The sequence below is a fragment of the Sphingomonas sp. Leaf38 genome (assembly GCF_001421825.1).
Lineage (GTDB): Bacteria > Pseudomonadota > Alphaproteobacteria > Sphingomonadales > Sphingomonadaceae > Sphingomonas.
Genome location: NZ_LMLD01000004.1, coordinates 52,607 through 77,367 on the forward strand (window position 1 = coordinate 52,607; position 24,761 = coordinate 77,367).

General features: G+C 66.6%; 26 protein-coding genes, 1 pseudogene and 1 riboswitch. Of the genes and pseudogenes, 17 read left to right on the forward strand and 10 right to left on the reverse strand.

Features of this window, described 5'->3' with window-relative positions; all coding sequences use genetic code 11:
* On the reverse strand, positions 1–451 hold a 451-nt coding region (locus ASE88_RS19295), incomplete at its 3' end, for a magnesium transporter MgtE N-terminal domain-containing protein (protein ID WP_414893203.1).
* Between the two features lie 108 nt (positions 452–559).
* On the opposite strand from ASE88_RS19295, the gene ASE88_RS00440 reads away from it, so the two are divergent.
* Positions 560–1,018, forward strand: a complete 459-nt coding sequence (locus ASE88_RS00440; RefSeq protein ID WP_056474128.1) for a peptidylprolyl isomerase — start codon at positions 560–562, stop codon at positions 1,016–1,018.
* 178 nt (positions 1,019–1,196) lie between these two features.
* Here the strand turns inward: ASE88_RS00440 and ASE88_RS00445 are convergent, their stop codons facing one another.
* On the reverse strand, positions 1,197–2,081 hold the full coding sequence (locus ASE88_RS00445; RefSeq protein WP_055882189.1) for a LysR substrate-binding domain-containing protein: 885 nt from the start codon (positions 2,079–2,081) through the stop codon (positions 1,197–1,199).
* A 263-nt stretch (positions 2,082–2,344) separates the two neighbouring features.
* Here ASE88_RS00445 and ASE88_RS00450 point away from each other — a divergent pair, with 263 nt between their 5' ends.
* The 8 genes and pseudogenes from ASE88_RS00450 (at position 2,345) to thiC (ending at position 12,551) form a co-directional block, all read left to right on the forward strand.
* Positions 2,345–4,618 (forward strand): CDC48 family AAA ATPase, encoded by a 2,274-nt coding sequence (locus ASE88_RS00450; protein WP_056474131.1) that lies wholly within the window; start codon positions 2,345–2,347, stop codon positions 4,616–4,618.
* Positions 4,619–4,828: 210 nt separating this feature from the next.
* Positions 4,829–5,239 (forward strand): annotated as a pseudogene (locus ASE88_RS18065) (sterol desaturase family protein); the annotation flags it as partial.
* Entirely contained in the window at positions 5,166–5,594 is a 429-nt protein-coding gene (locus ASE88_RS00455) for a DUF2141 domain-containing protein (protein ID WP_056474135.1), read from the forward strand. The pseudogene ASE88_RS18065 and the gene ASE88_RS00455, both read left to right, overlap by 74 nt.
* Before the next feature lie 69 nt (positions 5,595–5,663).
* Positions 5,664–6,527: a MipA/OmpV family protein gene (locus ASE88_RS00460; RefSeq protein ID WP_055882183.1), complete on the forward strand. Its 864-nt coding sequence runs from the start codon at positions 5,664–5,666 to the stop codon at positions 6,525–6,527.
* A gap of 519 nt (positions 6,528–7,046) precedes the next feature.
* Positions 7,047–8,066 (forward strand): ferritin-like domain-containing protein, encoded by a 1,020-nt coding sequence (locus ASE88_RS00465; RefSeq protein ID WP_055882494.1) that lies wholly within the window; start codon positions 7,047–7,049, stop codon positions 8,064–8,066.
* A gap of 52 nt (positions 8,067–8,118) precedes the next feature.
* Entirely contained in the window at positions 8,119–9,156 is a 1,038-nt protein-coding gene (locus ASE88_RS00470; RefSeq protein ID WP_055882180.1) for a ferritin-like domain-containing protein, read from the forward strand.
* Positions 9,157–9,235: 79 nt separating this feature from the next.
* Positions 9,236–10,114 carry an outer membrane protein gene (locus ASE88_RS00475; protein ID WP_082463531.1) on the forward strand — a complete coding sequence of 293 codons (879 nt, stop codon included), beginning with the start codon at positions 9,236–9,238 and terminating at the stop codon, positions 10,112–10,114.
* A gap of 373 nt (positions 10,115–10,487) precedes the next feature.
* Positions 10,488–10,595, forward strand: a riboswitch (TPP riboswitch).
* Between the two features lie 39 nt (positions 10,596–10,634).
* Positions 10,635–12,551 (forward strand): phosphomethylpyrimidine synthase ThiC, encoded by a 1,917-nt coding sequence (gene thiC / locus ASE88_RS00480; RefSeq protein WP_056474144.1) that lies wholly within the window; start codon positions 10,635–10,637, stop codon positions 12,549–12,551.
* Positions 12,552–12,591: 40 nt separating this feature from the next.
* Here the strand turns inward: thiC and dprA are convergent, their stop codons facing one another.
* Together dprA and plsY are read right to left on the reverse strand one after the other, a co-directional pair.
* Positions 12,592–13,683 carry a DNA-processing protein DprA gene (gene dprA / locus ASE88_RS00485; RefSeq protein ID WP_055882174.1) on the reverse strand — a complete coding sequence of 364 codons (1,092 nt, stop codon included), beginning with the start codon at positions 13,681–13,683 and terminating at the stop codon, positions 12,592–12,594.
* Complete coding sequence (gene plsY / locus ASE88_RS00490) at positions 13,676–14,290, reverse strand: glycerol-3-phosphate 1-O-acyltransferase PlsY (RefSeq protein WP_055882171.1); 615 nt, start codon at positions 14,288–14,290, stop codon at positions 13,676–13,678. Before plsY ends, dprA begins: the two co-directional genes overlap by 8 nt.
* 199 nt (positions 14,291–14,489) lie before the next feature.
* On the opposite strand from plsY, the gene murI reads away from it, so the two are divergent.
* Together murI and hemA are read left to right on the forward strand one after the other, a co-directional pair.
* Positions 14,490–15,278 carry a glutamate racemase gene (gene murI, locus ASE88_RS00495; protein ID WP_055882169.1) on the forward strand — a complete coding sequence of 263 codons (789 nt, stop codon included), beginning with the start codon at positions 14,490–14,492 and terminating at the stop codon, positions 15,276–15,278.
* A 136-nt stretch (positions 15,279–15,414) separates the two neighbouring features.
* Positions 15,415–16,677 (forward strand): 5-aminolevulinate synthase, encoded by a 1,263-nt coding sequence (hemA, locus tag ASE88_RS00500; protein ID WP_056474147.1) that lies wholly within the window; start codon positions 15,415–15,417, stop codon positions 16,675–16,677.
* Between the two features lie 36 nt (positions 16,678–16,713).
* Here the strand turns inward: hemA and ASE88_RS00505 are convergent, their stop codons facing one another.
* Genes ASE88_RS00505 through ASE88_RS00525 form a run of 5 tightly spaced genes read right to left on the reverse strand, consistent with a single transcriptional unit; the run spans position 16,714 to position 19,471 of the window.
* Entirely contained in the window at positions 16,714–17,271 is a 558-nt protein-coding gene (locus ASE88_RS00505) for a Uma2 family endonuclease (RefSeq protein WP_056474149.1), read from the reverse strand.
* 39 nt (positions 17,272–17,310) lie between these two features.
* The gene (locus tag ASE88_RS00510; RefSeq protein ID WP_056474153.1) at positions 17,311–17,775 is read right to left on the reverse strand and encodes a DUF3429 domain-containing protein; all 465 of its coding nucleotides are present in this window, start codon (positions 17,773–17,775) and stop codon (positions 17,311–17,313) included.
* Entirely contained in the window at positions 17,775–18,473 is a 699-nt protein-coding gene (locus tag ASE88_RS00515) for an anti-sigma factor domain-containing protein (protein ID WP_055882155.1), read from the reverse strand. Before ASE88_RS00515 ends, ASE88_RS00510 begins: the two co-directional genes overlap by 1 nt.
* Positions 18,466–19,035, reverse strand: coding sequence for a sigma-70 family RNA polymerase sigma factor (locus ASE88_RS00520; protein ID WP_055882152.1), 570 nt, complete (start codon positions 19,033–19,035; stop codon positions 18,466–18,468). The genes ASE88_RS00515 and ASE88_RS00520 overlap by 8 nt, the downstream gene beginning before the upstream one ends.
* A gap of 10 nt (positions 19,036–19,045) precedes the next feature.
* Positions 19,046–19,471 (reverse strand): hypothetical protein, encoded by a 426-nt coding sequence (locus ASE88_RS00525; protein WP_056474155.1) that lies wholly within the window; start codon positions 19,469–19,471, stop codon positions 19,046–19,048.
* A 246-nt stretch (positions 19,472–19,717) separates the two neighbouring features.
* Here ASE88_RS00525 and rpiB point away from each other — a divergent pair, with 246 nt between their 5' ends.
* The 5 genes from rpiB to ASE88_RS00550 all read left to right on the forward strand — a co-directional run bounded on the left by rpiB (position 19,718) and on the right by ASE88_RS00550 (position 23,461).
* On the forward strand, positions 19,718–20,152 hold the full coding sequence (gene rpiB, locus ASE88_RS00530) for a ribose 5-phosphate isomerase B (protein WP_056474158.1): 435 nt from the start codon (positions 19,718–19,720) through the stop codon (positions 20,150–20,152).
* Positions 20,149–21,459 (forward strand): serine hydroxymethyltransferase, encoded by a 1,311-nt coding sequence (locus ASE88_RS00535; protein WP_056474161.1) that lies wholly within the window; start codon positions 20,149–20,151, stop codon positions 21,457–21,459. Before rpiB ends, ASE88_RS00535 begins: the two co-directional genes overlap by 4 nt.
* Before the next feature lie 5 nt (positions 21,460–21,464).
* Complete coding sequence (locus ASE88_RS00540) at positions 21,465–21,644, forward strand: hypothetical protein (RefSeq protein ID WP_055882487.1); 180 nt, start codon at positions 21,465–21,467, stop codon at positions 21,642–21,644.
* Positions 21,645–22,109 carry a transcriptional regulator NrdR gene (gene nrdR / locus ASE88_RS00545; protein WP_056474163.1) on the forward strand — a complete coding sequence of 155 codons (465 nt, stop codon included), beginning with the start codon at positions 21,645–21,647 and terminating at the stop codon, positions 22,107–22,109.
* Between the two features lie 215 nt (positions 22,110–22,324).
* A complete protein-coding gene (locus ASE88_RS00550; RefSeq protein ID WP_082466008.1) occupies positions 22,325–23,461 on the forward strand; it encodes a TrmH family RNA methyltransferase in 1,137 nt (378 codons plus the stop codon).
* 121 nt (positions 23,462–23,582) lie between these two features.
* Here ASE88_RS00550 and ASE88_RS00555 read toward each other — a convergent pair whose 3' ends face one another.
* Positions 23,583–23,882 (reverse strand): chorismate mutase, encoded by a 300-nt coding sequence (locus tag ASE88_RS00555; protein WP_056474165.1) that lies wholly within the window; start codon positions 23,880–23,882, stop codon positions 23,583–23,585.
* A 179-nt stretch (positions 23,883–24,061) separates the two neighbouring features.
* Here ASE88_RS00555 and rpsD point away from each other — a divergent pair, with 179 nt between their 5' ends.
* Positions 24,062–24,676, forward strand: coding sequence for a 30S ribosomal protein S4 (gene rpsD, locus ASE88_RS00560; RefSeq protein WP_055882130.1), 615 nt, complete (start codon positions 24,062–24,064; stop codon positions 24,674–24,676).
* Positions 24,677–24,761: the final 85 nt, after the last annotated feature.

Genomic DNA, 24,761 nt, shown 5'->3' on the forward strand with positions numbered 1-24,761 from the left:
CGTAGCTCAGCGCCTCCTCGATCGCCGCGCGATCGTCGGGATCGAGCGCGCGCAGCACGGCGCGCTGCTCGTCCTCGTCCATGTCCTCGATGATCGCGACCGCGTCGTCGGTGTCGAGCTCGGACGCCAGATCGGCGACCTGGTGCGGCTCGAGTGCGTCGATCAGATCCTCACGGACATAATCGTTCATCTCAGCGAACACGTCGCCGCCGAGCAGATCGGTGACCGCGCGGGCGAGCGCGGCGCGATCCTCCTGCGGGGTCAGCTCGAACAGATCGGCGATGTCGGCGGGATGCAGCGGCTCGACCAGCGCGCGCGCGGTCTCGTCGTCGCCGTCCTCGACCGCGTCGAGCACCGCGCGGACGAATTCGGGCCGCAGATGATCGTCGCGATCGAGCTGCGTTTCGGGTTGGGTGTCGGTTTCGACCTCGGGAAGCTCGAGTTCGCTCATGGCTGCCTCCCTTAAAAGATTTGCGCTTGGGCCCTAACGCGACGCGCGTGCATTTGCCAGTCGGAGTGCGGCTCCCTATCTGCGCCTCATCAATTCAGGAGAACATGAATGGCTGATACCCCCGAAACGCTTACGCTGACCCTCGACGGCGGCGACGTCACGATCAAGTTCCGCCCCGATCTCGCGCCAAAGCATGTCGAGCGGATCGCCGAACTCGCGAACGAAGGCTTTTACGACGGCGTGCCGTTCCACCGCGTGATCCCGGGCTTCATGGCGCAGGGCGGTGACGGTGGTCGCGGCGACGGCACCGGCGGGTCGAGCAAGCCCAACCTCAAGGCGGAATTCTCGGCCGAGCCGCATGTCCGCGGCGTGTGCTCGATGGCGCGCACCAACCAGCCCGACACGGCGAACTCGCAGTTCTTCATCGTGTTCGACGACGCGCGCTTCCTCGACAAGCAGTACACCGTGTGGGGCGAAGTCACCGACGGCATGGACCTGATCGACGCGCTGCCCAAGGGCGAGCCGCCGCGTACGCCGGGCAAGATCGTCAAGGCCCGCGCAGCCTAAAGGCTGCACCGGCGCAGCCGAGGCTGCGCCGGAGACAGCCGAAGCCGGCCGGCGGAGTGCAACTGCGTCCGACGGCGCGGCTTTGCCGCGGCGCGCTTCGAACATGAAGCGCCCCGCAGTTGCTACCCTGATCCTCTCTCAAACATACACCCGGTATCCCGGCGAAAGCCACGCCGGGCTAAACTTCCGCCAGGGTCCGGATCAGCCAGTCGTGGAACAGCTTGACGGGCTTGGTCTGCAGCGCGCGAGGGCGGCACACGAACCAGTAGCTGTACGGACTCTCCACCGCGATATCGAACAGCCGCACCAGCCGCGGATCGTTGGCGTCGGCGAAATGGCTCGCATGCATGAACGCGACGCCCAGGCCCTGCGCCGCCGCCTCGAGCATCAGCGCGCCCGAATCGAAATGGTCGATCGCCAGCGGCTCGATCTCGTCGAGTCCCGCCGCCGTTCGCCATGCGGTGAACGTATCGGTCATGTCGCGGTGCACCAGCGCGGTCAGCGTCGCGAGCTGTTCGGGCCGCGTGACCGGGTCCGCCCGCTCGAGCAGGCTGCGCGCGCCGATCACATAGACCGAATTGCGATCGAGCCGCCGCGCGTAGAGCGACGGATCGATCTCGCGCGACAAGGCGATCACCGCGTCGAGCCCGTCGCCGAGTCGCGACACAAGGTGCGCGGCGGTATCGATGTCGAGATGGAGCTCGGGATGCGTCGTGCGCAATTCCCCCAGTCGCGGGAAAAGCTTTTGCGACGCATAGAGCGGCAGGATCCCTAGCCGCAGCCGCAGCACCTCGGTCGTGCTGGTCAGCGATTCGACCGCATCCGACAGGGAATCTAGCACCGGCGCGATCTGCGCGAGCAACCGCTCGCCATCCGCATTGAGCACCATCGCCTGATGCCGGCGCGCGAACAAAGGCTTGGCGATGAAGCGCTCGAGGCTCTGCACACGCCGGCTGAGCGCGGGGGCCGACAGTGCCAGATCCTCGGCTGCGGCCTTGATCGAGCCCAGTCGCGCGACCTGCACGAACGCCTCGATAGCCCCCAATGGCGGCAGCCTGCGCATGATTCCTCTTTCGACTCGACGAGTGTGACAACGACCGCTGGACGCATTCAGCCATACGATTGCAGTTCGCGCAATCGTAGCTGATCCCTTCGCACTTGCAACATCAACCGTCCCGACGCAAAAAGACCTCGCCTTTCAGGCATCCTCTCCTAAAAACTTTCATGGGCTGGCCTTTATGGCCGGCCCTTTTTTTGTGTTTTCAAGTCCTCGAACCATCGGAACCGGCGCCCTATCTCGGGCGCTACGAGTTCGAAGGAATTGAGATGCCCGACAGCGAAATCCCCACGCGGAAAATCCAGGTTGCCAATGCGCGGCCCGAGGATAGCGGTCGTGGCTTAGCGCATCTGCCGCGCGCGCTCATGGCGACGCTCGCGATCGGCGAGGGCGACGTGATCGAAATCCTCGGCAAGCAGAATACGCCCGCGCGCGCCGTCGGGCCGTATCCCGAGGATGAAGGCCTCGACATCCTGCGTATCGACGGGCTCCAGCGTGCTAACGCGGGTGTCGGTTCGGGCGATTTCGTCGAGGTGCGCAAGGCCGAGTCGAAGCCTGCGACGCGCGTCGTCTTCGCGCCCGCCCAGCAGAACCTCCGCCTCCAGGGTTCGACCAACGCGCTCAAGCGCACGTTCCTTGGCCGGCCGATCTGCCAGGGTGACATCGTCGCGACCGCGGGGCATCAGCGCGTCGGCAACATGCCGCCGGGCGTCCAGCAGTTCATGAACGCGCCGGCCTACGCGTTGCAGGAAATCCGCCTCGCGGTGATCGCCGCCAGCCCCAAGGGCGTGGTGCATATCGACGAGAATACCGAGATCGAACTGCGCTCCGAATATGAGGAGCCGCAGGCTGCGCGGCGCGCCGACGTCACGTACGATGACATTGGCGGCATGGCGCAGACGATCGACCAGCTGCGCGAGATGGTCGAACTGCCGCTGCGCTATCCCGAACTGTTCCAGCGGCTGGGCGTCGATCCACCCAAGGGCGTGTTGCTGCATGGCCCTCCCGGCACCGGCAAGACGCGGCTCGCGCGCGCCGTCGCGAACGAATCGGATGCGCAATTCTTCCTGATCAACGGTCCCGAGATCATGGGCTCGGCCTATGGCGAGTCCGAATCACGCCTCCGCGAGGTGTTCGAGGAAGCCGCGAAGTCCGCGCCGTCGATCGTGTTCATCGACGAGATCGATTCGATCGCGCCCAAGCGTGGTCAGGTGTCGGGCGAGGCCGAAAAGCGTCTTGTCGCACAGCTGCTGACGTTGATGGACGGCATCGAATCGCGTGCGAATCTCGTCGTGATCGCCGCCACCAACCGTCCCGAGGCGATCGACGAAGCCCTTCGCCGTCCCGGCCGGTTCGACCGCGAGATCGTCGTCGGTGTCCCGGACGAGCGTGGCCGCCGCGAAATCCTCGGCATCCACGCGCGCGGCATGCCGCTCGGTGACCGCGTCGATCTCGATGAGCTTGCGCGTACGACCTACGGTTTCGTCGGCGCCGATCTCGCCGCGCTCGCACGTGAAGCGGCGATCGAGGCGGTGCGCCGGATCATGCCCAAGCTCAATCTCGAGGAGCGGACGATTCCGCCCGAAGTGCTCGACGAACTGTCGGTCACGCGCGAGGATTTCCTCGGTGCGCTCAAACGCGTCCAGCCATCGGCGATGCGCGAAGTCATGGTGCAGGCGCCGACGGTGCGCTGGGCCGATGTCGGCGGGCTCGACGATGCGCAGATGCGGCTGAAGGAAGGCGTCGAACTGCCGCTCAAGAACCCCGACGCGTTCCGCCGTCTGGGGATCCGGCCCGCCAAGGGCTTCCTGCTCTACGGTCCGCCCGGCACCGGCAAGACGCTGCTGGCCAAGGCGGTTGCGCGCGAGGCGGAGGCGAACTTCATCGCCACCAAATCGTCCGACCTGCTCAGCAAATGGTATGGCGAGAGCGAGCAGCAGATCACCCGGCTGTTCCAGCGCGCGCGTCAGGTCGCGCCGTGCGTGATCTTCATCGACGAGCTCGATTCGCTGGTGCCCGCGCGGGGCAGCGGTGCGGGCGAGCCGCAGGTGACCGAGCGCGTCGTCAACACGATCCTCGCCGAGATGGACGGGCTGGAGGAGCTGCAATCGGTCGTCGTGATCGGTGCGACCAACCGGCCGAACCTGATCGACCCGGCGTTGTTGCGGCCGGGACGGTTCGACGAGCTCGTCTATGTCGGCGTTCCCGACAAGGCCGGGCGTCGCCGCATCCTGGGCATCCAGACCGAGAAGATGCCGCTCGCAAGCGACGTCGATCTCGACCGTCTTGCGGAGCGGACCGACCGCTTCAGCGGTGCCGATCTGGAGGATGTCGTCCGCCGCGCCGGTCTGGTCGCGTTGCGGCGGTCGATCGATTCGACCGACGTGACCATGGCCGACTTCGACGGCGCGCTGAAGGAATCGCGCGCGAGCGTCACCCCGGAGACCGAGCGCGAGTACGAGCAGATGGCCGCGCGGCTAAAGCAGGACGCGACCGCGATCCAGCCGCTCGGCTTCGCGTTTCCGGTACGAAAGGACGATTGAGCGGTCTCGCCTCCCCCGCCGGCGCAAGGCTGGGGGAGGCGGGGGCCGTCCAACGGGCGGCTGCGATATGATCGCGATCGAGGCCGACGACGCGCGCCTGTTCAGGTGCCGACCGGTCCGGCGACCAGCAGCGTCATCGGCGCCGACGCGCGACGGTACGCCTAGGCGGCCACCCGGGTTGAAGCCGTTCAAGCCGGCGCAGGCGGGTCTGCCAGCCGGCCGTCGACCGCGCGGGCGGTGGCGTTCCATGCGACCGAGGCGGGTATTGGCGCTGTGATAATTCCGCTACTGGTATCGCTGATTCCGATCCATAGCGGCGCGCTGGGTCTGGTACTGAGGATCATGACCGTTATGGGGGTAACCAACCACATGCGGTGGGAAGTTTTCCCGCGGTTCATGTGGCGCGGTGCAGTGGGTGGTTGGCGGATCACGGCCAGCCATCATCAGCGCCGTCACGAACAATACGGGTGCAACTATGGCCTCTATTTCCGCTTTTGGGATCGGCTCTGCGGCACCGATAACAGGCCGGGCGACGTCACCAAGGCGCATGCTGCCGCTCGTCGCGGCGGCCGCGTTGGCGTGGCTGACGCTGGCGGCGGCAGCCCCCGTCACGCGGCTTGACGTCGCGGTCGACAATCTGCGCTCGGCAAAGGGCCTGATCCGGATCTGCCTGACCGCGGACCCGGACAATTTTCCCGCCTGCGTCGACGACGGCAATGCGCTCACGCGGTCGATTCCGGCGAGCCTTCACACGACGAGCTTCCCCGGTCTGCCGCAGCGCGGGTATGCGCTCGCGATCATCCATGACGAGAACAGCAACGCCAAGCTCGATACGATCGCCGGCATCCCGCGCGAGGGCTATGGCTTTTCGCGCAACGCCGCGGTCCGGTTCGGCCCGCCCCGTTTTTCGGCCGCCCGGTTCATGCTTGCCGGTGATGCCGAAATGCAACAGGTGAAAATGCGTTATATCTTCTGACCGATCGTAACGGACCGAAAATGAACGCGCTGCGTTTTGCGCTGGAACCTTTTTGTCCGGAGCATCTCCTTGCGCGCATTCACTCTCTTCACGTCTGCCGCAATCGCGGTGCTCCCGATCGCCACCCCCGCTGTCGCCCAGACCGATCCGAACCCGTCGCCGCCGATCACCAATCCTGCCGACAACAACCGCGTCACGGTCGCGCTTGGCGTGGTGTCGATGCCCGATTACGAAGGCGCGGACAGCAATTCCTTCATACCCGCGGGTGCGGTCATCGGCACGGTGCGCGGGCATGACTTCTTCCTGCGCGGCACGCAGCTATACTTCAACCTGATCCCGAACACGGGCGAGGTCGGCATCAATTACGAAGTCGGCGTTATCGGTGGTGTCCGCCGGGATCGCACCGGCGATATCGACAACCGCCAGGTCCGCGCGCTCGGCAAGATCGATACCGCCTATGAGCTCGGCGGCTATGTCGGCATCGGCAAGACCGGCGTCATCACCAGCGATTACGATACCCTCACCGCGCGTGTCGCCTATGTCCACGACGTGTCGGGTACCTATGACAGCTACGTCATTACCCCGCAGGTCAACTACACGACCCCGCTCTCGGTCCGGACGCTCGTCGCGATCGGGCTGTCGGCGGACTATGCCGGCAAGGGCTTTGGCCGGACCTATGCCGCGGTGACGCCGATCGGTTCGCTCGCGAGCGGCCTGCGCACCTACGACGTCAACGACAGCGGCTTCCGTCGCGCCAACGCCTCGTTCTTCGTCGTGCAGAGCCTATCGGGTGATCTCCGCCATGGCTTCGGGGTCGGCGCGGGCGTGCTCTACGGACGCATGCTCGGCAAGTACAAGAACAGCCCGATCGTCGCCGACGTCGGCTCTGCCGACCAGTGGCTGGGCGCGCTGGGGCTGACCTACACCTTCTGATCTACGGCACACGCGCAGTCCGAACCGCGGCACGAGCGCAGGCGCCTATACCATCGATGCTCCCCGCCGGAGGGGACGCTGGGCAGACGGAGGGGCGCAGGGCGCAGCCTGCGTCTGCCCTTTTTGCGTCGCCCGGCGCGCGACCATTGCCGGCGGGGCGGGGCGGGGCGCTCGCTGCAACGACCGCGGCGTTGCGGTACGGCGCTGGCAACCGGGTTTGTACCGCCAGCACCGCGTTCAGCGGCCGCCGGCGACACGCGCTGGTGCCGCGCCGATGCCCCGGCGCGCGCCGCAGGATCGCGCCGCCCAGGTCCCTGAAATTTATTTCACCCGACCCGCGTTAATGCTGCGTCCATTTCGCGATTGCAGCCGTTCCTCGCCGTGGACGGCATTTTTATGTCCGCAACAGAGCGCGTTACGAGTTCGGCCTTGGCGACAGGGTATTACTCTCATCGGTCCCGATTGTTCGATTGTTTCAATAACTCCGACGTCTGCAACAACAAGGGGGAGGACCCTGATATGACCGAGAGCGTGCACCTGATCGAAGCCCTCGATGCTCGCGTGGAGCGACGCAGCGAGCGGCGTGAGTTCTTCAAAAATGCGCTCGGCGCGGCGGCGATCACCGCAGCCGGTGCCACCGCCTTGTCGATGTCGAGCGCCGCGGCGGCGCAGTCGATCACCGACGCGGACGTGCTGAACTTCGCGCTCAACCTCGAATATCTCGAGGCGCAATTCTATTCCTACGCCGCCTACGGCACCGGGCTCGACAACAGCCTGCTATCGGGCTCGGGCACGCAAGGCGCCGTGCGCGGCGGTCGCCAGGTCAACTTCACCGATCCGATCGTCCAGCAATATGCGCGCGAAATCGCGCAGGACGAGATTGCCCACGTCAAGTTCCTCCGCGCCGCGCTCGGCACCGCCGCCGTCTCGCAGCCGGCGATCGACGTCAGCGTCTCCGCCACCAGTGCCTTTTCGACCGCGGCGCAAGCTGCCGGCCTCGTGCCGGCCGGGACGGCGTTCGATCCCTATGCCTCGGACGAGGCGTTCCTGCTTGGTGCCTTCATTTTCGAAGACGTCGGTGTGACCGCCTACAAGGGCGCCGCACCGCTGCTCACCAGCAAGGCATATCTCGAGGCGGCGGCCGGGCTGCTCGCGGTCGAGGCGTATCACGCCGCGATCGTGCGCACGACGCTGTATGGCAAGGGCATCGCGACGCCGTCGCTGCGCACCTCGGCCGATGCGATCTCGCGGGCGCGCGACAGCCTCGATGGTGGCGGCGCCAACACCACCATCTTCGGTTCGAACGATATCGACCAGGGCATCTCGTCGTACAGCGCGACGCCGATCAACCTCGCCACCACGCAGGCCGCGGTGACCGTGTCGAACATCGTTCCGCTCGACAGCAACGGCGTTGCCTACAGCCGCTCGGCGAGCCAGGTGCTCAACATCGTCTATCTCAACAGCGGTGCGGCATCGGCCGGCGGTTTCTACCCGTCGGGCATGAACGGCACCATCAAGACGAGCACTGCGGCAGTCTGATCGCATCAGCCTCGCCCAACGCTCTTCTTCGCTATTCAGGGGATTTGACCCAATGACCGATCTCAATACCAAGCTCGAGATATTCGACGCGATCGCCACCCGCCGCAACGAGCGCCGCGGCTTCCTCCGCTTCGCCGGTGGCTCCGCGCTTGCCATCGGTGGCGCCAGCCTGCTCGCAGCATGCGGCAACGACGATGCTGATCTCGCACCCGCGCCCACGCCGACCCCGACCCCGACCGCTGCGATCAACGATGCGGATATCCTGAATTTCGCGCTCAACCTCGAATATCTCGAAGCGCAATTCTATGCGTTCGCGGCGTTCGGCGTCGGCCTGAACGCCAGCCTGCTCACCGGCACCGGTACGCAGGGTGCCGTTACCGGCGGCGCACAGGTCCCGTTCCAGGATGCCGTCGTTCGTGAATATGCCCGCGAGATCGCGATCGACGAGGTCGCGCATGTCGCGTTCCTGCGTACCGCGCTCGGCACCGCCGCCGTCGCCCAGCCCGCGATCGATATCTCGGTCGGCACGGTTGCCGCTCCGGGTGCGTTCACGGCCGCCGCACGCGCAGCCGGCGTCGTCTCTGCATCGCAGGTGTTCAACCCCTATGCCGACGACAACAGCTTCCTGCTCGGCGCATACATCTTCGAGGACGTCGGCGTCTCCGCCTATAAGGGCGCAGCGGCGCTGATCGCCAACAAGACCTATCTCGAGGCCGCCGCCGGCATCCTCGCGGCAGAGGCCTATCACGCCGGCCTGATCCGCACGATCCTGTACCGCAAGGGCCTGGATACACCGTCGCTGCGCACGATTGCGGGCCAGATCAGCGACGCACGCGACAGCCTGGATGGCACCGTCACCAACAGCGCGACCGGCGTGATCGGCGACATCGACCAGGGCATCACCGGGTCGGATCCGACGATCTCGAACATCGTGCCGACCGACGCCAACGGCCTGGCCTATAGCCGGTCGATCGCGCAGGTGCACAACATCGCCTATCTGACCAGCACCGCACGGATCGGCGGGGGTTTCTTCCCCAACGGCACCAACAATCGCACTGATGCACTTCGGACCAGCGGCGCCAACGCGTGATCGCCGTTACGGACTGAAACAGAAACCTCGGATCGCGGCGCATTCAGGAGCGCCGCGATCCTTGTTTTGGGGAATGACCATGAAACACTTCACGACGCTTACCATGCTCGCCGGTCTCGCCACCGCGGGCATTTTTGCCGTTCCCGCCGCCGCGCAGGACATGACGAACGACCGTGACAGCAAGCCGTTCTCGGGCCTCTATATCGGCGCGGCCGGCGGTTACGACGTCCAGCCGAACGATGTCGGCTCGTCGATCCTGTTCGATCGCAACGGCGACGGCAACTTCAACGACAGCGTCAACACCATAACCGGCGCTAACGCCTTCTCGCCGGGCTTCTGCAACGGCTCCGCCCGCACTGCGGTTGTCGATTTTGGCTGCCGCAACGACGATGACGGCTGGTCCTATTATGGCCGCGCCGGCTTCGACGTGCAGAGCGGCCCGTTCGTGGTCGGCCTGGTCGGCGAATTTGGCAAGTCCGACATCACCGACAGCGTCGCCGGTTTCTCGACCACGCCCGCCAGCTACACGATGGCGCGCAAGTTGAAGTGGGAAGGGTCGGTTCGCGCCCGCGCCGGCCTCGCAGCGCGCAACACGCTGTTCTACGCCACCGGTGGCGCCGGCTATGCCAAGATCGACAATCTCTTCTTCACGACCAACACCGCCAACGCGTTTGCGGCGACCGGCTCGGACAAGCGCTGGGGTTATGTCGGCGGCGGCGGTATCGAGCAGAAGCTGACCCGGAACATCTCGATCGGGATGGAATACACCTATCACCAGTATAAGGACGATGACGCCCGCGTGCTGGTCACCGCGGGCACCACGCTCGCCGGCAGCCCGGTCCTGCTGGCGAACAACCCGTTCGTGCTGGCGCCCAACACCACCGGCACCACCTTCCGCCGCAGCGACGAGAATTTTCGCTGGCACTCGCTGCGCGGCACCGTTTCTTTCCGGTTCTGAGGTAGCGCACCTTCGATCCCCGTTCGCCCTGAGCGAAGTCGAAGGGTAAGCCCCACGTGCAAGGGTCTTTCGACTGCGCTCGGCACGAACGGGGAGGGGCGATTACTACTACACGACACCGAAAAGGCCGCTGCCCCGACAGGGCAGCGGCCTTTCCCTTGTCTGCACAACCTCAATCCTCCCCCGGCAGGGGGAGGTGGCGCCGAAGGCGACGGAGGGGGAGGACATGTGACCGAGGTTTTCCCTTACCTCGCCCTCCGTTTGGCATGCGCCATCCACCTCCCTCTGGCGGGGGAGGATCGCAAGAGCCAGCCCCGGTCGACCCAAGCCCCCAAATTTCCCATTGCACGCCACCTCGGGCCGCCTATGCTCGCGCTACCCCGGGGGAGCGCTAGTCCGCGCTTGAGAGGAAGGCAGGAGCCTTCGACCCGCTGAACCTGATCCGGTTGATACCGGCGGAGGGAGGGAGCGGTCGCCACAGAACCGCAAGCCTTGCTCCGAGACCTTTAGGAGCACGCGCATGGCCGTCGTTACGCAGTCCAACACTACCGACATCGGCGTCACCACCGGCCCGATCCGCGGCTCGCGCAAAATTCACGTCGCGGTCCCGTCGAGCCCCGACGTCCGCGTCGCGATGCGCGAGATCGTCCTCGACCCGAGCTGCGCCGAGCCTCCCTTGCGCGTCTACGACACCAGCGGCCCCTATACCGATCCGCGCGCGACGATCGACATCAACGCCGGCCTCCCCCAACTCCGCCGGGGCTGGATCGAGGCCCGAGGTGACGTGGAATCCTACGACGCCCGAGAAATCCGCCCCGAGGACAATGGCCAGCTCGGCCCCGACCGCTCGGGCGGGGTCCCGCAATTCCCCGGCAGCATCAAGCGGCCCCTGCGCGCGAAGCCAGGCCAGAACGTCAGCCAGATGCACTACGCGCGACGGGGGATCATCACCCCGGAAATGGAATATGTCGCCACGCGCGAGAATCTCGGCCGCGCCATGCTCAAGGACTATGTTCGAGACGGCGAGAGCTTCGGCGCGAGCATCCCCGACTTCGTGACCCCCGAGTTCGTCCGCGACGAGATCGCCCGCGGCCGTGCGATCATCCCCAACAACATCAACCACCCCGAATCCGAACCGATGGCGATCGGCCGCAACTTCCTCGTCAAGATCAACGCCAACATCGGCAACTCGGCGGTCGCCAGCAACGTCGCCGCCGAAGTCGACAAACTCGTCTGGTCGATCCGCTGGGGCGCCGACACGGTGATGGACCTCAGCACCGGCCGCAACATCCACGACACGCGCGAATGGATCCTGCGCAACTCGCCCGTCCCGATCGGCACCGTGCCCATCTACCAGGCGCTCGAGAAGGTCGGCGGCGTCGCCGAGGACCTCACCTGGGAGATCTTCCGCGACACGCTCATCGAGCAGGCGGAACAAGGCGTCGATTACTTCACGATCCACGCCGGCGTGCGGCTGGCGTACATCCCGATGACCGCGAAACGCGTCACCGGCATCGTCAGCCGCGGCGGCTCGATAATGGCGAAATGGTGCCTCAGCCATCACAAGGAGAGCTTCCTCTACGAGCGCTTCGACGAGATCACCGAGATCATGCAGGCGTACGACATCGCCTACAGCCTCGGCGACGGTCTGCGCCCCGGCTCGATCGCCGACGCGAACGACGAAGCGCAGTTCAGCGAACTCTACACACTCGGCGAACTCACCCACCGCGCGTGGAAGAGCGACGTCCAGGTCATGATCGAAGGCCCCGGCCATGTCCCGATGCACAAGATCAAGGAGAACATGGACAAGCAACTCGAAGTCTGCGGCGAAGCCCCCTTCTACACCCTAGGGCCACTGACGACGGACATCGCCCCCGGCTACGACCACATCACGAGCGGCATCGGCGCCGCGATGATCGGCTGGTACGGCACCGCGATGCTCTGCTACGTCACGCCCAAGGAGCATCTCGGCCTGCCGGATCGCGACGACGTGAAAGTCGGCGTCGTGACCTACAAGCTAGCCGCCCACGCCGCCGACCTGGCAAAGGGCCACCCCGCCGCCCAGATGCGCGACGACGCGCTGAGCCGCGCCCGCTTCGAATTCCGCTGGCGCGACCAGTTCAACCTCTCGCTGGACCCTGATACGGCGGAATCCTACCACGACCAGACGCTCCCCGCAGAAGGCGCCAAGACCGCGCATTTCTGCTCGATGTGCGGGCCCAAATTCTGCTCGATGAAGATCACGCAGGAGGTCCGCGACTTTGCCGCCACGCAGAATGCACCCGCGGACACGTTCCTCGCCGCGGACATCGATGCGGCCGATCTCGACCGGGCGATCTTCGCGACCGGCACCCACGCCGACGCCGAGAGGGGGATGGCCGACATGAGCGAGAAGTTCCGGGCGAAAGGAAGCGAGATCTATCTGCCGGCGGAGTGATCACCGACCTTGTTGGCCTCCCACGCGAGGGGGAGGATCGTTAAATCAGGCTGGCGCGGCCGCCGGCGTGGCGTTCGAGGCGGCCGCCCAGTTCCAACTCGAGCAACACCGTGTGGACGACCGCCGGGCCGAGGCGCGACTGGCGGATGAGTTCGTCGATCGCGACGGGGACCGGGCCCAGCAGGTCTACGATCCGGCGACGATCGGTGTCGGTGGCGTCTGCGGCCGGATCGGCGGCATAGGCGTCGATCGGCGAGCGGACCGCGCGCGGATCGAACGGGCGGATCTGTTCGAGGATGTCGGCCGCCGATTGCACCAGCGTTGCGCCCTCGCGGATCAGCAAATTGCAGCCCTGCGCGCGCGGATCGAGCGGGCTGCCGGGGACGGCCATTACGTCGCGACCCGATTCGTTGGCGAGGCGTGCGGTGATCAGCGAGCCCGACTTGGGGATGGCCTCGACCACGACCGTGCCGATCGCGAGCCCGGCGATGATGCGATTGCGCGAGGGAAAGTTGCGCGCCTTGGGCTCGGTGCCGGGCGGCTGTTCGGCGAGCAGCAGGCCGTCGGTGGCGATGCGCTCCTGCAGCGCGGTGTTGTCGGGCGGGTAGGCGATGTCGATCCCGCTGGCGATGACGCCGATCGTGGCGCCGCGCGACCCCGCGCCGAGCGCGCCGATATGCGCGGCGGTGTCGATGCCGCGCGCGAGGCCGGAGACGATCGTCGTACCCTCCTCGGCGAGCTGCAGCGCGAGCTGGCGCGCGAAGCGGCAGGCGGCGGCCGACGCATTGCGTGCGCCGACCATCGCGATGCAGGGGCGGGCCGCGTGCGCGATGTCGCCCCGCAGGATCAGCGCTGGGGGCGCGGACTCGATCTCCGCGAGCAGCCGCGGATAGTCCGGGTCGTCGAGGAAGAGATAGCGCGCGCCGAGCTTTGCGGTGGCGGCGATCTCGCGTTCCGCCAGGGCCGCGTCGGCAACGCGCGGGCTGCGGCCGCCGCCGCGCGCGGCGAGCATCGGGAGCGCGTCGATCGCGGCGTCCGCGCTGCCGAAGCGGGCGATGAGCTGGCGATAGGTGACCGGTCCGATCCCGGTCGTGCGGATAAGCCGAAGTCGTGAGACGATCGGGTCAGTCACTCTTTTTCCGGCTGGAGCCGATGCGCGGTTCGGTCCCCGAGAACAGCCGTTCGACGTTTTCGCGGTGTTTCCACAACACGATGAGCGCGAGCGCGAGTAGCAGCAGGACGAGGTCGAACCGGCCGAACAGCGCGGCGGCGAACGGCGCACTCAGCGCGGCGGCGATGCCCGCGACCGAGGAGATGCGCAGCGCCGCGAGCAATCCCAGCCAGACGACCGCATAGACCAGCCCGAGCGGCCAGTGGAGCGCGACGACGATCCCCATCAGCGTGGCGACGCCCTTGCCGCCCTTGAACCCGAGCCAGATCGGGTAGCAATGGCCGATGAACGCTCCGGCGGCTGCCAGGGGTGTGTTGCCGGGGAACAGGTGCGCGACCAGCAGCACGGCGACCGCGCCCTTGGCCATGTCGAGCAGCAGCGTGGCGGCGGCGAGGCCTTTGCGCCCGGTGCGCAGGACGTTGGTGGCGCCGATGTTGCCCGAGCCGATCGTCCGCAGATCGCCCGCACCGCCCGCCCGCGTCAGGATGACGCCGAACGGGATCGAGCCGAGCAGATAGCTCAGCACGAGCGATAGCGTGGGCGCGACCCAGAGAATTTCCGTCTGCAACTATGTCCCCCGTTCCGGACGGCTTATAAACGACGCGGCGCGGACGGCAAATGGCGCGGTGATCGACGGCGTGCTCAAGAATGAGCGGTCGTCGACCGATCTCGATCCTCCCCCTGGCGGGGGAGGATCGTCAGGCTCTGGCGCGCATCGGGGTAATCCGGCCTAGTTTGCGCGAACTGATCCGTTCTAAGGACCGGGAATGGACCAACGCCCCATCCTTTTCTTCGATTCCGGCGTCGGCGGGCTCTCGATCGTCGGCCCGGCTCGCGCGGCGCTCCCCGACGCACCGTTCGTCTATGCCGCCGACTCGGCCGGGTTTCCCTACGGCACCAAAAGCGAGGCGGAGATCGCGGCGCGCGTGCCCGTACTGCTGGGGCGCTTGGCGGAGCGGTACCGGCCGCGGTTGATCGTGATCGCGTGCAACACCGCGTCGACGATTGCGCTGGCCGTGGTGCGCGCGGCGCTCGACCTGCCGGTGGTGGGGACGGTGCCGGCGATCAAGCCCGCCGCCGCGCTGTCGGTCACGCGGACGATCGGCGTGCTGGGGACCGAGGCGACGGTGCGGCAGGCCTATGTCGACGATCTCGCGGCGAGGTTCGCCCGCGATTGCACGGTGGTACGCTACGGGTCGGCGGCGTTGGTCGAGATGGCGGAGGCCAAGCTGCACGGGCGGGCGGTGGCGCCGGAGCGCTATGTCGCGGTGCTCGATGGTTTGTTCTCGCAGACCGGCGGGGCGGCGATCGATGTCATCGTCAACGCGTGTACGCATTTCCCGCTGGTCGAAGCCGAGCTTGCGGCGGCGGCGCCCGGCGTCCGGTTCGTCGACGGCGGTCCCGGGATCGCGCGACGGATCGTTCACCTGATGCAGGACGAAACGTGGTCGGGCGCGGGCGAGGGCATCGCTGTCTTCACGCGGTTGGGCGACGAGGAGCGCAGGCTCGGACCGGCGCTGACTGCGCGGGGATTTGGCAGGATCGAGCAGCTTTAGGCGTCGGCCTGGGACAATGTGGCACCTTGCTTCGCGGGCGCATCGTGGCAATGTGCGTCCAGGATGAGGAAAGCGATCACCGTAAGAGCGGTATTGCGCTGGAACTGAGTGAAAGTGAGGCGTAGTGCCCAAGCCTATGAGTATCGACGGCAAAACGGCGACGGACGGCATCAGCGGTCCACGAGTCGATTATTCGCGCGTGTTTACGCAGGCGATCGACCGATTGCATGCCGAGGGGCGCTACCGCGTGTTCATCGACATCCTCCGCAACAAAGGCGCGTTCCCCAACGCGCGCTGCTTCGCGGGGCATAACGGACCGAAGCCGATCACCGTGTGGTGCTCGAACGACTATCTCGCGATGGGCCAACACCCGAAGGTGATCGCGGCGATGGAAGAGGCGCTGCACGACGTCGGCGCGGGCTCGGGCGGCACGCGCAACATCGGCGGCAATACGCACTACCATGTCGATCTGGAGGGCGAGCTCGCCGACCTGCACGGCAAGGAAGCCGCGTTGCTGTTCACCAGCGGCTATGTCTCGAACGAGGCGACGCTGGCGACGCTCGCCAAGGTGCTGCCGGGCTGCATCATCTTTTCGGACGAGCTGAACCACGCATCGATGATCGCCGGGATCCGCAATTCGGGCTGCGAGAAGCGCGTGTTCCGCCACAACGATCTTGCGCATCTCGAAGAGCTGCTCGCCGGGGAAGACCCGGCCGTGCCGAAGCTGATCGCGTTCGAGAGCGTCTATTCGATGGAAGGCGACATCGCGCCGATCGCCGCGGTGTGCGATCTCGCCGACCGATACAACGCGCTGACCTATTGCGACGAAGTCCATGCGGTCGGGATGTACGGCGCGCGGGGCGGTGGCATTTCGGAGCGGGACGACGTCGCGCACCGGATCACGATCCTCGAGGGGACGCTCGGCAAGGCGTTCGGCGTGATGGGGGGCTATATTGCCGCCGATCGCACGATCGTCGATGTGATTCGCAGCTATGCGCCGGGGTTCATCTTCACGACGTCGCTGTCGCCGGTGCTGGTCGCGGGCGTGCTTGCCAGCGTGCGGCATCTGAAGGCGTCGAGCGTGGAGCGCGACGGCCAGCAGGCCGCGGCGGCGATGCTCAAGGCGATGCTGAAAGACGCCGGGCTGCCGGTGATGATCGGCGACACGCATATCGTGCCCTTGATGGTCGGCGATCCGGTCAAGGCGAAGAAGATCAGTGACGTGCTGCTCGCCGAATACGGCGTGTACGTGCAGCCGATCAACTATCCGACCGTGCCGCGCGGGACCGAGCGACTGCGGTTCACGCCGGGGCCTGCGCATACCGAGGCGATGATGCGCGAACTGACCGATGCGCTGGTCGAGATTTGGAGCCGGCTGGATCTGCGTAAGGCGGCGTGACCGGCCCGCGTCGGTCTGGCGCGTCGAGCTCCCGCCTCAGTCTATCGTGATCGTGCCGTCGGTTCCGGGAACGGCGAACGGCTCGCCGAAGCCAAACGAGCGGAACCGCGTGTAGTCGCCCTCGACCGGTGCGGCGTAGACATGGACGACGGCGCGGGTGCCGTCGACGACCCAGTAATGCGGAATGTCGCCACTGGCATAGGCGAAGCGCTTGAACGTAGTATCGCGGGCAGCCGACGTTTCGGGCACTTCGATCACGAGCAGGACATCCGCGGCGACCAGCAGGCGATTTTTGGCGACCGGTTCGCGTAGGACGGCGACATCGCAACCCACTACCGTATCGTTACCGAGATCGACGCCGACTTCGCCCATGATCCGCGATTCGGCGAATAGACGCGACAAGCAGATCGCGATCTTGGCCTGGCGCGCGGCATGTGCGGACATCGGCGGATTCATCCGTACGAGTTCCCCCTCGACCAGTTCGACCTTCATATCGTCGAACGCGCCGGACTCACCCATGCGCAGGAACTCGGCCGTCGTGAAACGAGCCGGGATCTGCTGATCGGCGCGGAGAATAACGGCGGATTTATTCATGGCCGCTTCGTATCACGAAACCGGTGCCCTCGCGAATCGTCAGAACGCCGCAGCGAGCATCGTGAGCACGCCCAACCCGAGTGACAGCGGCACACGCAACGCCATCCAGCCGGGCGGGGCGATACCGTCGCGGACCAGCGCGCGGTCGACGCACAGCGCGGCTATCAGGCTGAGGCCGAGCACGACCAGCGAGGGGCCGGGCCAGCGCAGGCCGACCATCCAGGGCCAGGCGGTGATGAGCGCGATCAGCGAGGGCGCGACGCTGGCGAACCAGAGCCAGCGCGGGGGTGAGTCGGTGCGCGCGGCGAGGCCCCACCACAGGCCGCCGAGGAAACTCAGGATGATCGCGGCATAGGCATAGGCGATCGCCAGCGCGGCGTAGCGGCTTTGTGGATCACCGCTCAGCAACAGCGCAACCGCCCCGAGTTGCGGGAGTAGGCCGCTCAGGCCGAGCAGCCGCGCGATAGGCGGAATGCCGCCGCCGGCGGCAGGTCGCACGGGCATCAGACGCGTGCGACCACACCGGTCGCGACGACCGGACCGGACGGCAGCCCGGTCGGCGAGCCGCCGAGCGGTTCGACCGAGATTGCGAGCGTCGCGCCGGGCGCTATGCGGCCGCGGTCGACGACGTTCGGCGCCAGCGCGGTCGGACGGCCCGACAATAGACCGAGCGAATGCGGCACACCGTCGCCGCCGATGACCCACAGCTCCGCGACGCGCGCGTCCGGAACGCCGGGGCCGGCGGCGACGCGGAGCGCGCCGTTCGAGGGATCATAGACCGCGGCGACGGGCGACTTCGCATCGCCGAGCATCGCGACGAGCACGCTGGTCGCGCGCGCTACCGGGGTCGGTTGCGAGACGGGCACGGTCGGCTCGGGGCGGACCATGACGAACAGCAGCAGCGACGCGGCGATCGCACTGGTGATGGCGGCCAGCGCGGGCCACGGAAAACGGCGGGGCGTGGTGGCCGTCGGACCGTCGAGGCTGGCCTCGATCCGCGTGGCGAGACGCGGCGGCGCCGCGTGCTCCGGCCAGAGATCGAACAACGCGGCGAAGCGCGACCGCCACCATTCGACCTGGGCCGCGAAACCTGGCTCGGCGAGCACGCGGCGGAGTGCCGCGCCGCGCTCCTCGCCGTCGAGCAGGCCGAGCGCGAGTTCGGCGGCGGCGACGTCTTCCGGGATAGCGTCGGGATCAGCCATCGAGGCAATCCTTCAGTCGGGCGAGGCCGCGGCGGACCCAGCTCTTCATCGTGCCCAGCGGCACGGCGCGCTTGATCGCGAGTTCGGCATAAGTGATGCCGTCGAAGAACGCGGTGCGGATGGCGTCGCGTTGCTGTGGTTCGAGCCCGTTCAGGCATTCGATCAGTTCGCGCGACGATTCGCTTGCCAGCATCCCCGCCTCGGCGCCTTCGCCGGGATCGGCGATGTCGGGCGCATCGTCGAGCGGGCTCGTGCGGCGGACGCCCTGCGCGCGCTGCCAGTCGATGGCGCGGTTGCGCGCGATCGTCGCCAACCAGGTTATCGGGCTCGCGCGCCCGGGTTCCCAGGCCCCGGCGCGTTTCCAGATCGTGAGATAGACCTCGTGCAGCACATCCTCCGCGGCTTGGGCGTTGCCGCAGATACGGTGGGTGATGCCGAAAAGCTTCGCGCTGGTCAGCGAATAGAGTTCGCGAAACGCGTCGCGATCCTCCTGGCCGGTACGCAACAGCACCTCGGAGAGGTGCGCGCGGGCGGCATCTGCGTCTGGATAAGCTCTGGTCACGAAGAGGAGCCTAGCGGCTGAGCCCGTCGCGGCAATAGCCTTCGCCGGGTTTGACGGTGAGGCAGTCGGTTTTGCCGAACAGATATTTGAGTCCGGTCGCGTCGCCGTTGGTGGGGCGCAGGGTTTCGCGGATGCCGCCGCGATCGAACGTGATCGTGTCGCCGCTCGCTATGCCGTCGAACGTGCCTTTGTTGTCGAGGTCCCATTGCATCGCAAGCGTGTAGCGGCCGGGGGTGGTCGTGCGGGTGATGTCGAGAACCATGCCTTCGACGCCGATCCAGCGGCCGGTATAGTCGGGCGCGGGTTTCGGCTTTGGCGGGACCAGTTTGCGCTCGACGGATCCGACAGACGTCATGGTGCCGTCGCTGCTGGTGTCGGGCGCGGGGCCGGAGCAGGCGGTCAGCGCGACGGCGGCAACCAGGGCGAGGGGTTTCATGGCGCGTCTCCTTAAGGACGATCGGCACTTGGCGCCGATTTCTGTTCCCGCCGTCATCCTGACGAACGTCAGGACCCAGAGCCAATCAGTGTCGTGCCCTGTAACCCTGGGTCCTGACTTTCGTCAGGATGACGGCGTTGGTTGGGATGCGCCCGTCTATCACGCCCCCGCGAACAGGTGTGGCAAATTCCGCCCTGGGTGGGTATGGGGCTGGGCACCCGATCCCCCGTCACAGGATTACGCCAGGTGCGCATCGCCATCGCGTCCGATCACGCCGCCGTTTCGTTGAAAGCGGTGCTTGCCGCGTGGCTGCGCGAGGCAGGGCACGACGTGCTCGACCTTGGCCCCGAAGGCACCGCCAGCGTCGATTATCCCGATTACGGGTTCAAGCTCGCCTCGGCGATCGCCGATGGCAGCGCGGAGCGCGGCATCGCGCTGTGCGGGTCGGGCATCGGGATCTCGATTGCCGCCAATCGCAACCCCGCCTGCCGCTGCGCGCTCGTCTCAGAGCCGCTGTCGGCGAGCCTTGCGCGCGTGCACAACGACGCCAACGCCATCGCGATGGGCGCCCGCCTGATCGGCGAGGAAATGGCCAAGGCCTGCGTCGAAGCCTTCCTGACCGCCGACTTCGCCGGCGGCCGTCATCAACTCCGTGTCGACAAGCTAAAGGTCCCCGCATGAGCACCCAGCCCACTACGCTCCATGACGTCCAGCCGGACGGCTTCTTCACCCGCGGCCTCGCCGATGCCGATGCCGCCGTGTTCGCCGGCGTCGAGGCCGAGCTCGAGCGCGAGCAGACGCAGATCGAACTGATCGCGTCCGAGAATATCGTCTCGAAGGCGGTGCTCGAGGCGCAGGGCTCGGTGTTCACCAACAAATATGCGGAAGGCTATCCCGGCAAGCGCTATTACCAGGGCTGCGCGCCGTCGGACACGGTCGAGACGCTCGCGATCGAGCGCGCCAAGCAGATCTTCGGCTGCGGGTTCGTCAACGTCCAGCCGCATTCGGGCGCGCAGGCGAATGGCGCGGTGATGCTCGCGCTGGTCAAGCCCGGCGACACGATCCTCGGCATGAGCCTCGATGCCGGCGGCCATCTGACGCACGGCGCCAAGCCCGCGCAGTCGGGCAAGTGGTTCAACGCGATCCAGTACGGCGTCGATGCGACCACGCACCTGATCGACTATGACGCGGTCGAGGCGCTGGCGGTCGAGCATCAGCCAAAGCTGATCATCGCGGGCGGTTCGGCCTATCCGCGCGTCATCGACTTTGCGCGCTTCCGGGCGATCGCGGACAAGGTCGGTGCGTATTTCATGGTCGACATGGCGCATTTCGCCGGGATCGTCGCAGCCGGGCTGCACCCGACGCCGTTCGGCCACGCGCATGTCGTGACCACCACCACGCACAAGACGCTGCGCGGGCCGCGCGGCGGCATGATCATGACGAATGACGAGGCCATCGCGAAGAAGATCAACTCGGCGGTGTTCCCGGGTCTCCAGGGCGGGCCGCTGATGCATGTGATCGCGGCGAAGGCGGTCGCGTTCGGCGAGGCGCTCCAGCCCGACTTCAAGAGCTACATTGCGGCCGTCGTCGAGAACGCCAAGGTGCTCGCGGCGACACTCAAGGAGCGCGGTTCGGACGTCGTTTCGGGCGGCACCGACACGCATCTGGCGCTGATCGACCTCACCCCGCTGGGCATCACCGGGCGCGATGCGGACGAGGCGCTCGAGCGTGCGGGGATCACCTGCAACAAGAACGGCATCCCCAACGACCCGTTGCCGCCGATGAAGACCAGCGGCATCCGCGTCGGCAGCCCTGCCGGCACCACGCGCGGCTTCGGTCCGGCCGAATTCCGCGAGATCGGCAACATGGTCGCCGACGTGCTGGACGGGCTCGCGAAAAAGGGCGAGCATGGGGACCCGGAGGTCGAAGCGGACGTTCGGACGCGTGTTCGCACCCTGTGCGCGCGCTTCCCGATCTATCAAGGATGATGAGCATGTCGAAGATCGACGAAATCCAGAACGACATCAAGGCGACCCCCGGCCTCGGCAAGAGCATGGCCAAGTGGAGCGCGCTCGGCGCGGTCGTCGCGATCCCGGTGCCGGTGATCGGGCCGATCTTCGGTGCGCTCGCAGGCGCGGGCTACGCCTACTACAAGGGCAAGAAGAAGGTCTGAATGCGCTGCCCCTTTTGCGGACATGACGACAGCCAGGTAAAGGACAGCCGCCCCACCGAAGACGGGGCGGCGATCCGGCGCCGGCGCCAGTGCGAGGGCTGCGCCGCGCGTTTCACGACGTTCGAGCGCATCCAGCTGCGCGAGCTGTTCGTATTGAAGAGTGAGGGGCGCAGGGAGCCGTTCGATCGCGAAAAGCTGCTGCGGTCGCTGTCGATCGCGACCCGGAAGCGGGCGATCGAGGCGGGGCGGATCGACAAGCTCGTGAGCGGAATCCAGCGGCGGCTGGAGACGCTGGGTGAAAACGACGTCACGTCGAAGCGGATCGGCGAAATGGTGATGGACGGGCTCAAGGGGCTCGATTCGGTCGCGTATATTCGGTTTGCCAGCGTGTATCGCGATTTCAGCGAAGCAAAGGACTTCGAGGCGTTTGCCGGGAGTGTCGAGGAGGTCGGGCGGGCGGAGTGATCCGGGCTTGTCCGTCGATACGCGCTCTCGACTTCGCTCGATCGCTACTCGGGACGAACGGGTTGGAAAGAGTGGGTGGGCGTGAGGCCCGGCGCTCATCGACCCAGCCGCGCGGTCACTCCACGCTACGTCATCGGGCTCGTCACCCCACTTCCGTTCGTCCCGAGTAGACGTCGAGCTTGTCGAGACGGCGTATCGAGGGATAAGCCCCGCGAATGACATTCTGGGCCTATGTGGTGCGCTGCGCCGACGACAGTTATTACACCGGACACACTGACGATCTGGAGCGCCGGATCGGTCAGCACAACCTTGGCGAGATTCCTGGGTACACGCAGACACGACGCCCGGTCGAGCTGATGTGGAGCCAGGAATTTCCATCGCGGCAGGAGGCACTCGCGGCCGAGTTCCAGGTCAAGGGGTGGTCGCGGCGCAAGAAGGAAGCGCTCGCGCGTCAGGATTGGGCGGATCCGCACGATGCGGCCATTCTCCCGAGGGAACGGGCCCTTCGACTTCGCTCAGGGCGAACGGAGGGAGGGAAGGGTGTCGCACCACCAACCGCCATTGATGCCTCACTCCCTCCCCCCGTTCGTGCTGAGCGAAGTCGAAGCACCTTGGCGGACGCCGCCCCACCCCCCGTGATCGTCCTCGTCCGCCCCCAGCTCGGCGAAAACATCGGTAAGGCCGCACGCGCGATGCTCAATTTCGGGCTCACCGAGATGCGTCTCGTCTCGCCGCGCGACGGCTGGCCCAACCCTTCCGCCGGCCCGGCCGCAAGCGGTGCGGATATCGTGCTCCAGAACGCGCAGGTCTATGACAGTGTCGCCGCCGCCACCGCCGACTGCGCGCAGGTCTTCGCCACCACCGTGCGCAAGCGCGGCGTGACCAAGCCCGTCGTCACCCCGGAGCAGGCCTCGACCGAGATCCACGCCGCGCCCGGCCGCTCCGCCATCCTGTTCGGGCCCGAGCGCTCCGGCCTCGAAACCGACGACGTCGCGGTCGCGCGGACGATCATCACGGTGCCGATCAACCCTGAATTCGGCTCGCTCAATCTCGCCCAGGCGGTGATCCTCGTCGCCTATGAATGGTCGAAGGGGCTGACCGCCGAGCGCGAGCTCAGCCAGCCGTCGATCAATCCAATCCTGCCGCCCGCACCGCAGGAGGAGCTCGACGGGATGATCGGGCAGCTCGATGCGATGCTGGTGGGATCAGGGTTTTTCCATCTCCCCGAAAAGATGCAGTCGACGCGGCGGACTTTGCGCACGCTGCTGACCAAGCCGGGCTGGTCGAGCCAGGAGGTTCGCACGTTCCGCGGGGTGCTGTCGTCGCTGGCGGGGAAGAAGCCGCGGGCTTGATCTTCGATGAGCACCCCCTCTTCCGTTCGCCCTGAGCGAAGTCGAAGGGCGTGCCCCAAGTGAGGGTGCTTCGACTTCGCTCGGCACGAACGGGGTGGGGGGGAGGCGTCCGTGGGAAGGCTCAGCGCTGGTCGAACGCCGCCAGTTCATACGCGATCGACGCCTCGACCAACCCCTCCCAAAGATCCGCGATCACCGCGTCCGGCAACCCCAGCCGCACCGCCTCGGCGCGGGCATTGTCGATCACCTGCGTCTTGCGCGCCTCGTCGCGGACATGGCCGCGTTCGGGCTTGATGCGCGCGGCGGCGTCCATATAGGCGAAGCGGCGCGCCAGCAGCGCGACGAGCTCGCGGTCGAGCGCGTCGACGCCCGCGCGGACTTCGGTCATGGTGGTGCAGTCGGGGCCGGATAGGATGGTCATGCGCGTCTCTTGCCGAGCGGCCCGCAGCCTGTCCAGCTTGACTCTGGCCCGCCCTCCGTCTAGGCGCCCGCCTTCGCAATGGCCCTGCACCCCGGTGAAGCGGTGGCCCTGCCTTGTCTAACGACGACCAGCAGAGCGATACCGGGACCAACGTTGTTTGCATTTGCAAAGGTTTTATCATGTCGAAGCGTCAAAGCGCGAAGTACAAACTCGATCGCCGTATGGGCGAGAACATCTGGGGTCGCCCCAAGTCGCCGGTCAACAAGCGCGAATACGGCCCGGGCCAGCACGGCCAGCGCCGCAAGGGCAAGGTCAGCGATTTCGGTATCCAGCTGCGCGCCAAGCAGAAGCTCAAGGGCTATTATGGCGACGTGACCGAGAAGCAGTTCCGCGCGTGCTACCACGAGGCATCGCGCATGAAGGGCGATACCTCGCAGAACCTGATCGGCCTGCTCGAGCAGCGTCTCGACATGATCGTCTACCGCGCCAAGTTCGCGCCGACGATCTTCGCGGCGCGCCAGATCGTTTCGCATGGCCACATCCGCGTCAACGGCGTGAAGTGCAACATCGCCTCGCGTCGCTGCTTCGTCGGCGACGAGATCACGCTGGGTTCGAAGGCGCAGGAAATGGCGCTGGTGATGGAAGCCCAGAGCCTCGCCGAGCGCGAAATCCCCGATTACGTCGCCCCCGATGGCGCGGCCAAGATCACCTTCACGCGCGTGCCCACGCTCGACGAAGTGCCTTACCCGGTGAAGATGGAGCCTAACCTCGTCGTCGAGTTCTATTCGCGCTAAGCGAAGAGAACGAGCAGAGGTTCGGCTCCGCCGGCGTCGCTCAGGCGACGTCCGACGTCATGGCTTTGCCATGACGCTGATCCGA

Bases quoted from the DNA above. Each gene is read 5' to 3' on its own strand.
- ASE88_RS00440 (WP_056474128.1), top strand. From the start codon at position 560: ATGGCTGATACCCCCGAAACGCTTACGCTGACCCTCGACGGCGGCGAC.
- ASE88_RS00445 (WP_055882189.1), bottom strand. From the start codon at position 2,081: ATGCGCAGGCTGCCGCCATTGGGGGCTATCGAGGCGTTCGTGCAGGTC.
- ASE88_RS00450 (WP_056474131.1), top strand. From the start codon at position 2,345: ATGCCCGACAGCGAAATCCCCACGCGGAAAATCCAGGTTGCCAATGCG.
- ASE88_RS00455 (WP_056474135.1), top strand. From the start codon at position 5,166: ATGCTGCCGCTCGTCGCGGCGGCCGCGTTGGCGTGGCTGACGCTGGCG.
- ASE88_RS00465 (WP_055882494.1), top strand. From the start codon at position 7,047: ATGACCGAGAGCGTGCACCTGATCGAAGCCCTCGATGCTCGCGTGGAG.
- ASE88_RS00470 (WP_055882180.1), top strand. From the start codon at position 8,119: ATGACCGATCTCAATACCAAGCTCGAGATATTCGACGCGATCGCCACC.
- ASE88_RS00475 (WP_082463531.1), top strand. From the start codon at position 9,236: ATGAAACACTTCACGACGCTTACCATGCTCGCCGGTCTCGCCACCGCG.
- thiC (WP_056474144.1), top strand. From the start codon at position 10,635: ATGGCCGTCGTTACGCAGTCCAACACTACCGACATCGGCGTCACCACC.
- murI (WP_055882169.1), top strand. From the start codon at position 14,490: ATGGACCAACGCCCCATCCTTTTCTTCGATTCCGGCGTCGGCGGGCTC.
- hemA (WP_056474147.1), top strand. From the start codon at position 15,415: ATGAGTATCGACGGCAAAACGGCGACGGACGGCATCAGCGGTCCACGA.
- ASE88_RS00505 (WP_056474149.1), bottom strand. From the start codon at position 17,271: ATGAATAAATCCGCCGTTATTCTCCGCGCCGATCAGCAGATCCCGGCT.
- ASE88_RS00510 (WP_056474153.1), bottom strand. From the start codon at position 17,775: ATGCCCGTGCGACCTGCCGCCGGCGGCGGCATTCCGCCTATCGCGCGG.
- ASE88_RS00515 (WP_055882155.1), bottom strand. From the start codon at position 18,473: ATGGCTGATCCCGACGCTATCCCGGAAGACGTCGCCGCCGCCGAACTC.
- ASE88_RS00525 (WP_056474155.1), bottom strand. From the start codon at position 19,471: ATGAAACCCCTCGCCCTGGTTGCCGCCGTCGCGCTGACCGCCTGCTCC.
- ASE88_RS00535 (WP_056474161.1), top strand. From the start codon at position 20,149: ATGAGCACCCAGCCCACTACGCTCCATGACGTCCAGCCGGACGGCTTC.
- ASE88_RS00540 (WP_055882487.1), top strand. From the start codon at position 21,465: ATGTCGAAGATCGACGAAATCCAGAACGACATCAAGGCGACCCCCGGC.
- nrdR (WP_056474163.1), top strand. From the start codon at position 21,645: ATGCGCTGCCCCTTTTGCGGACATGACGACAGCCAGGTAAAGGACAGC.
- ASE88_RS00550 (WP_082466008.1), top strand. From the start codon at position 22,325: ATGACATTCTGGGCCTATGTGGTGCGCTGCGCCGACGACAGTTATTAC.
- ASE88_RS00555 (WP_056474165.1), bottom strand. From the start codon at position 23,882: ATGACCATCCTATCCGGCCCCGACTGCACCACCATGACCGAAGTCCGC.
- rpsD (WP_055882130.1), top strand. From the start codon at position 24,062: ATGTCGAAGCGTCAAAGCGCGAAGTACAAACTCGATCGCCGTATGGGC.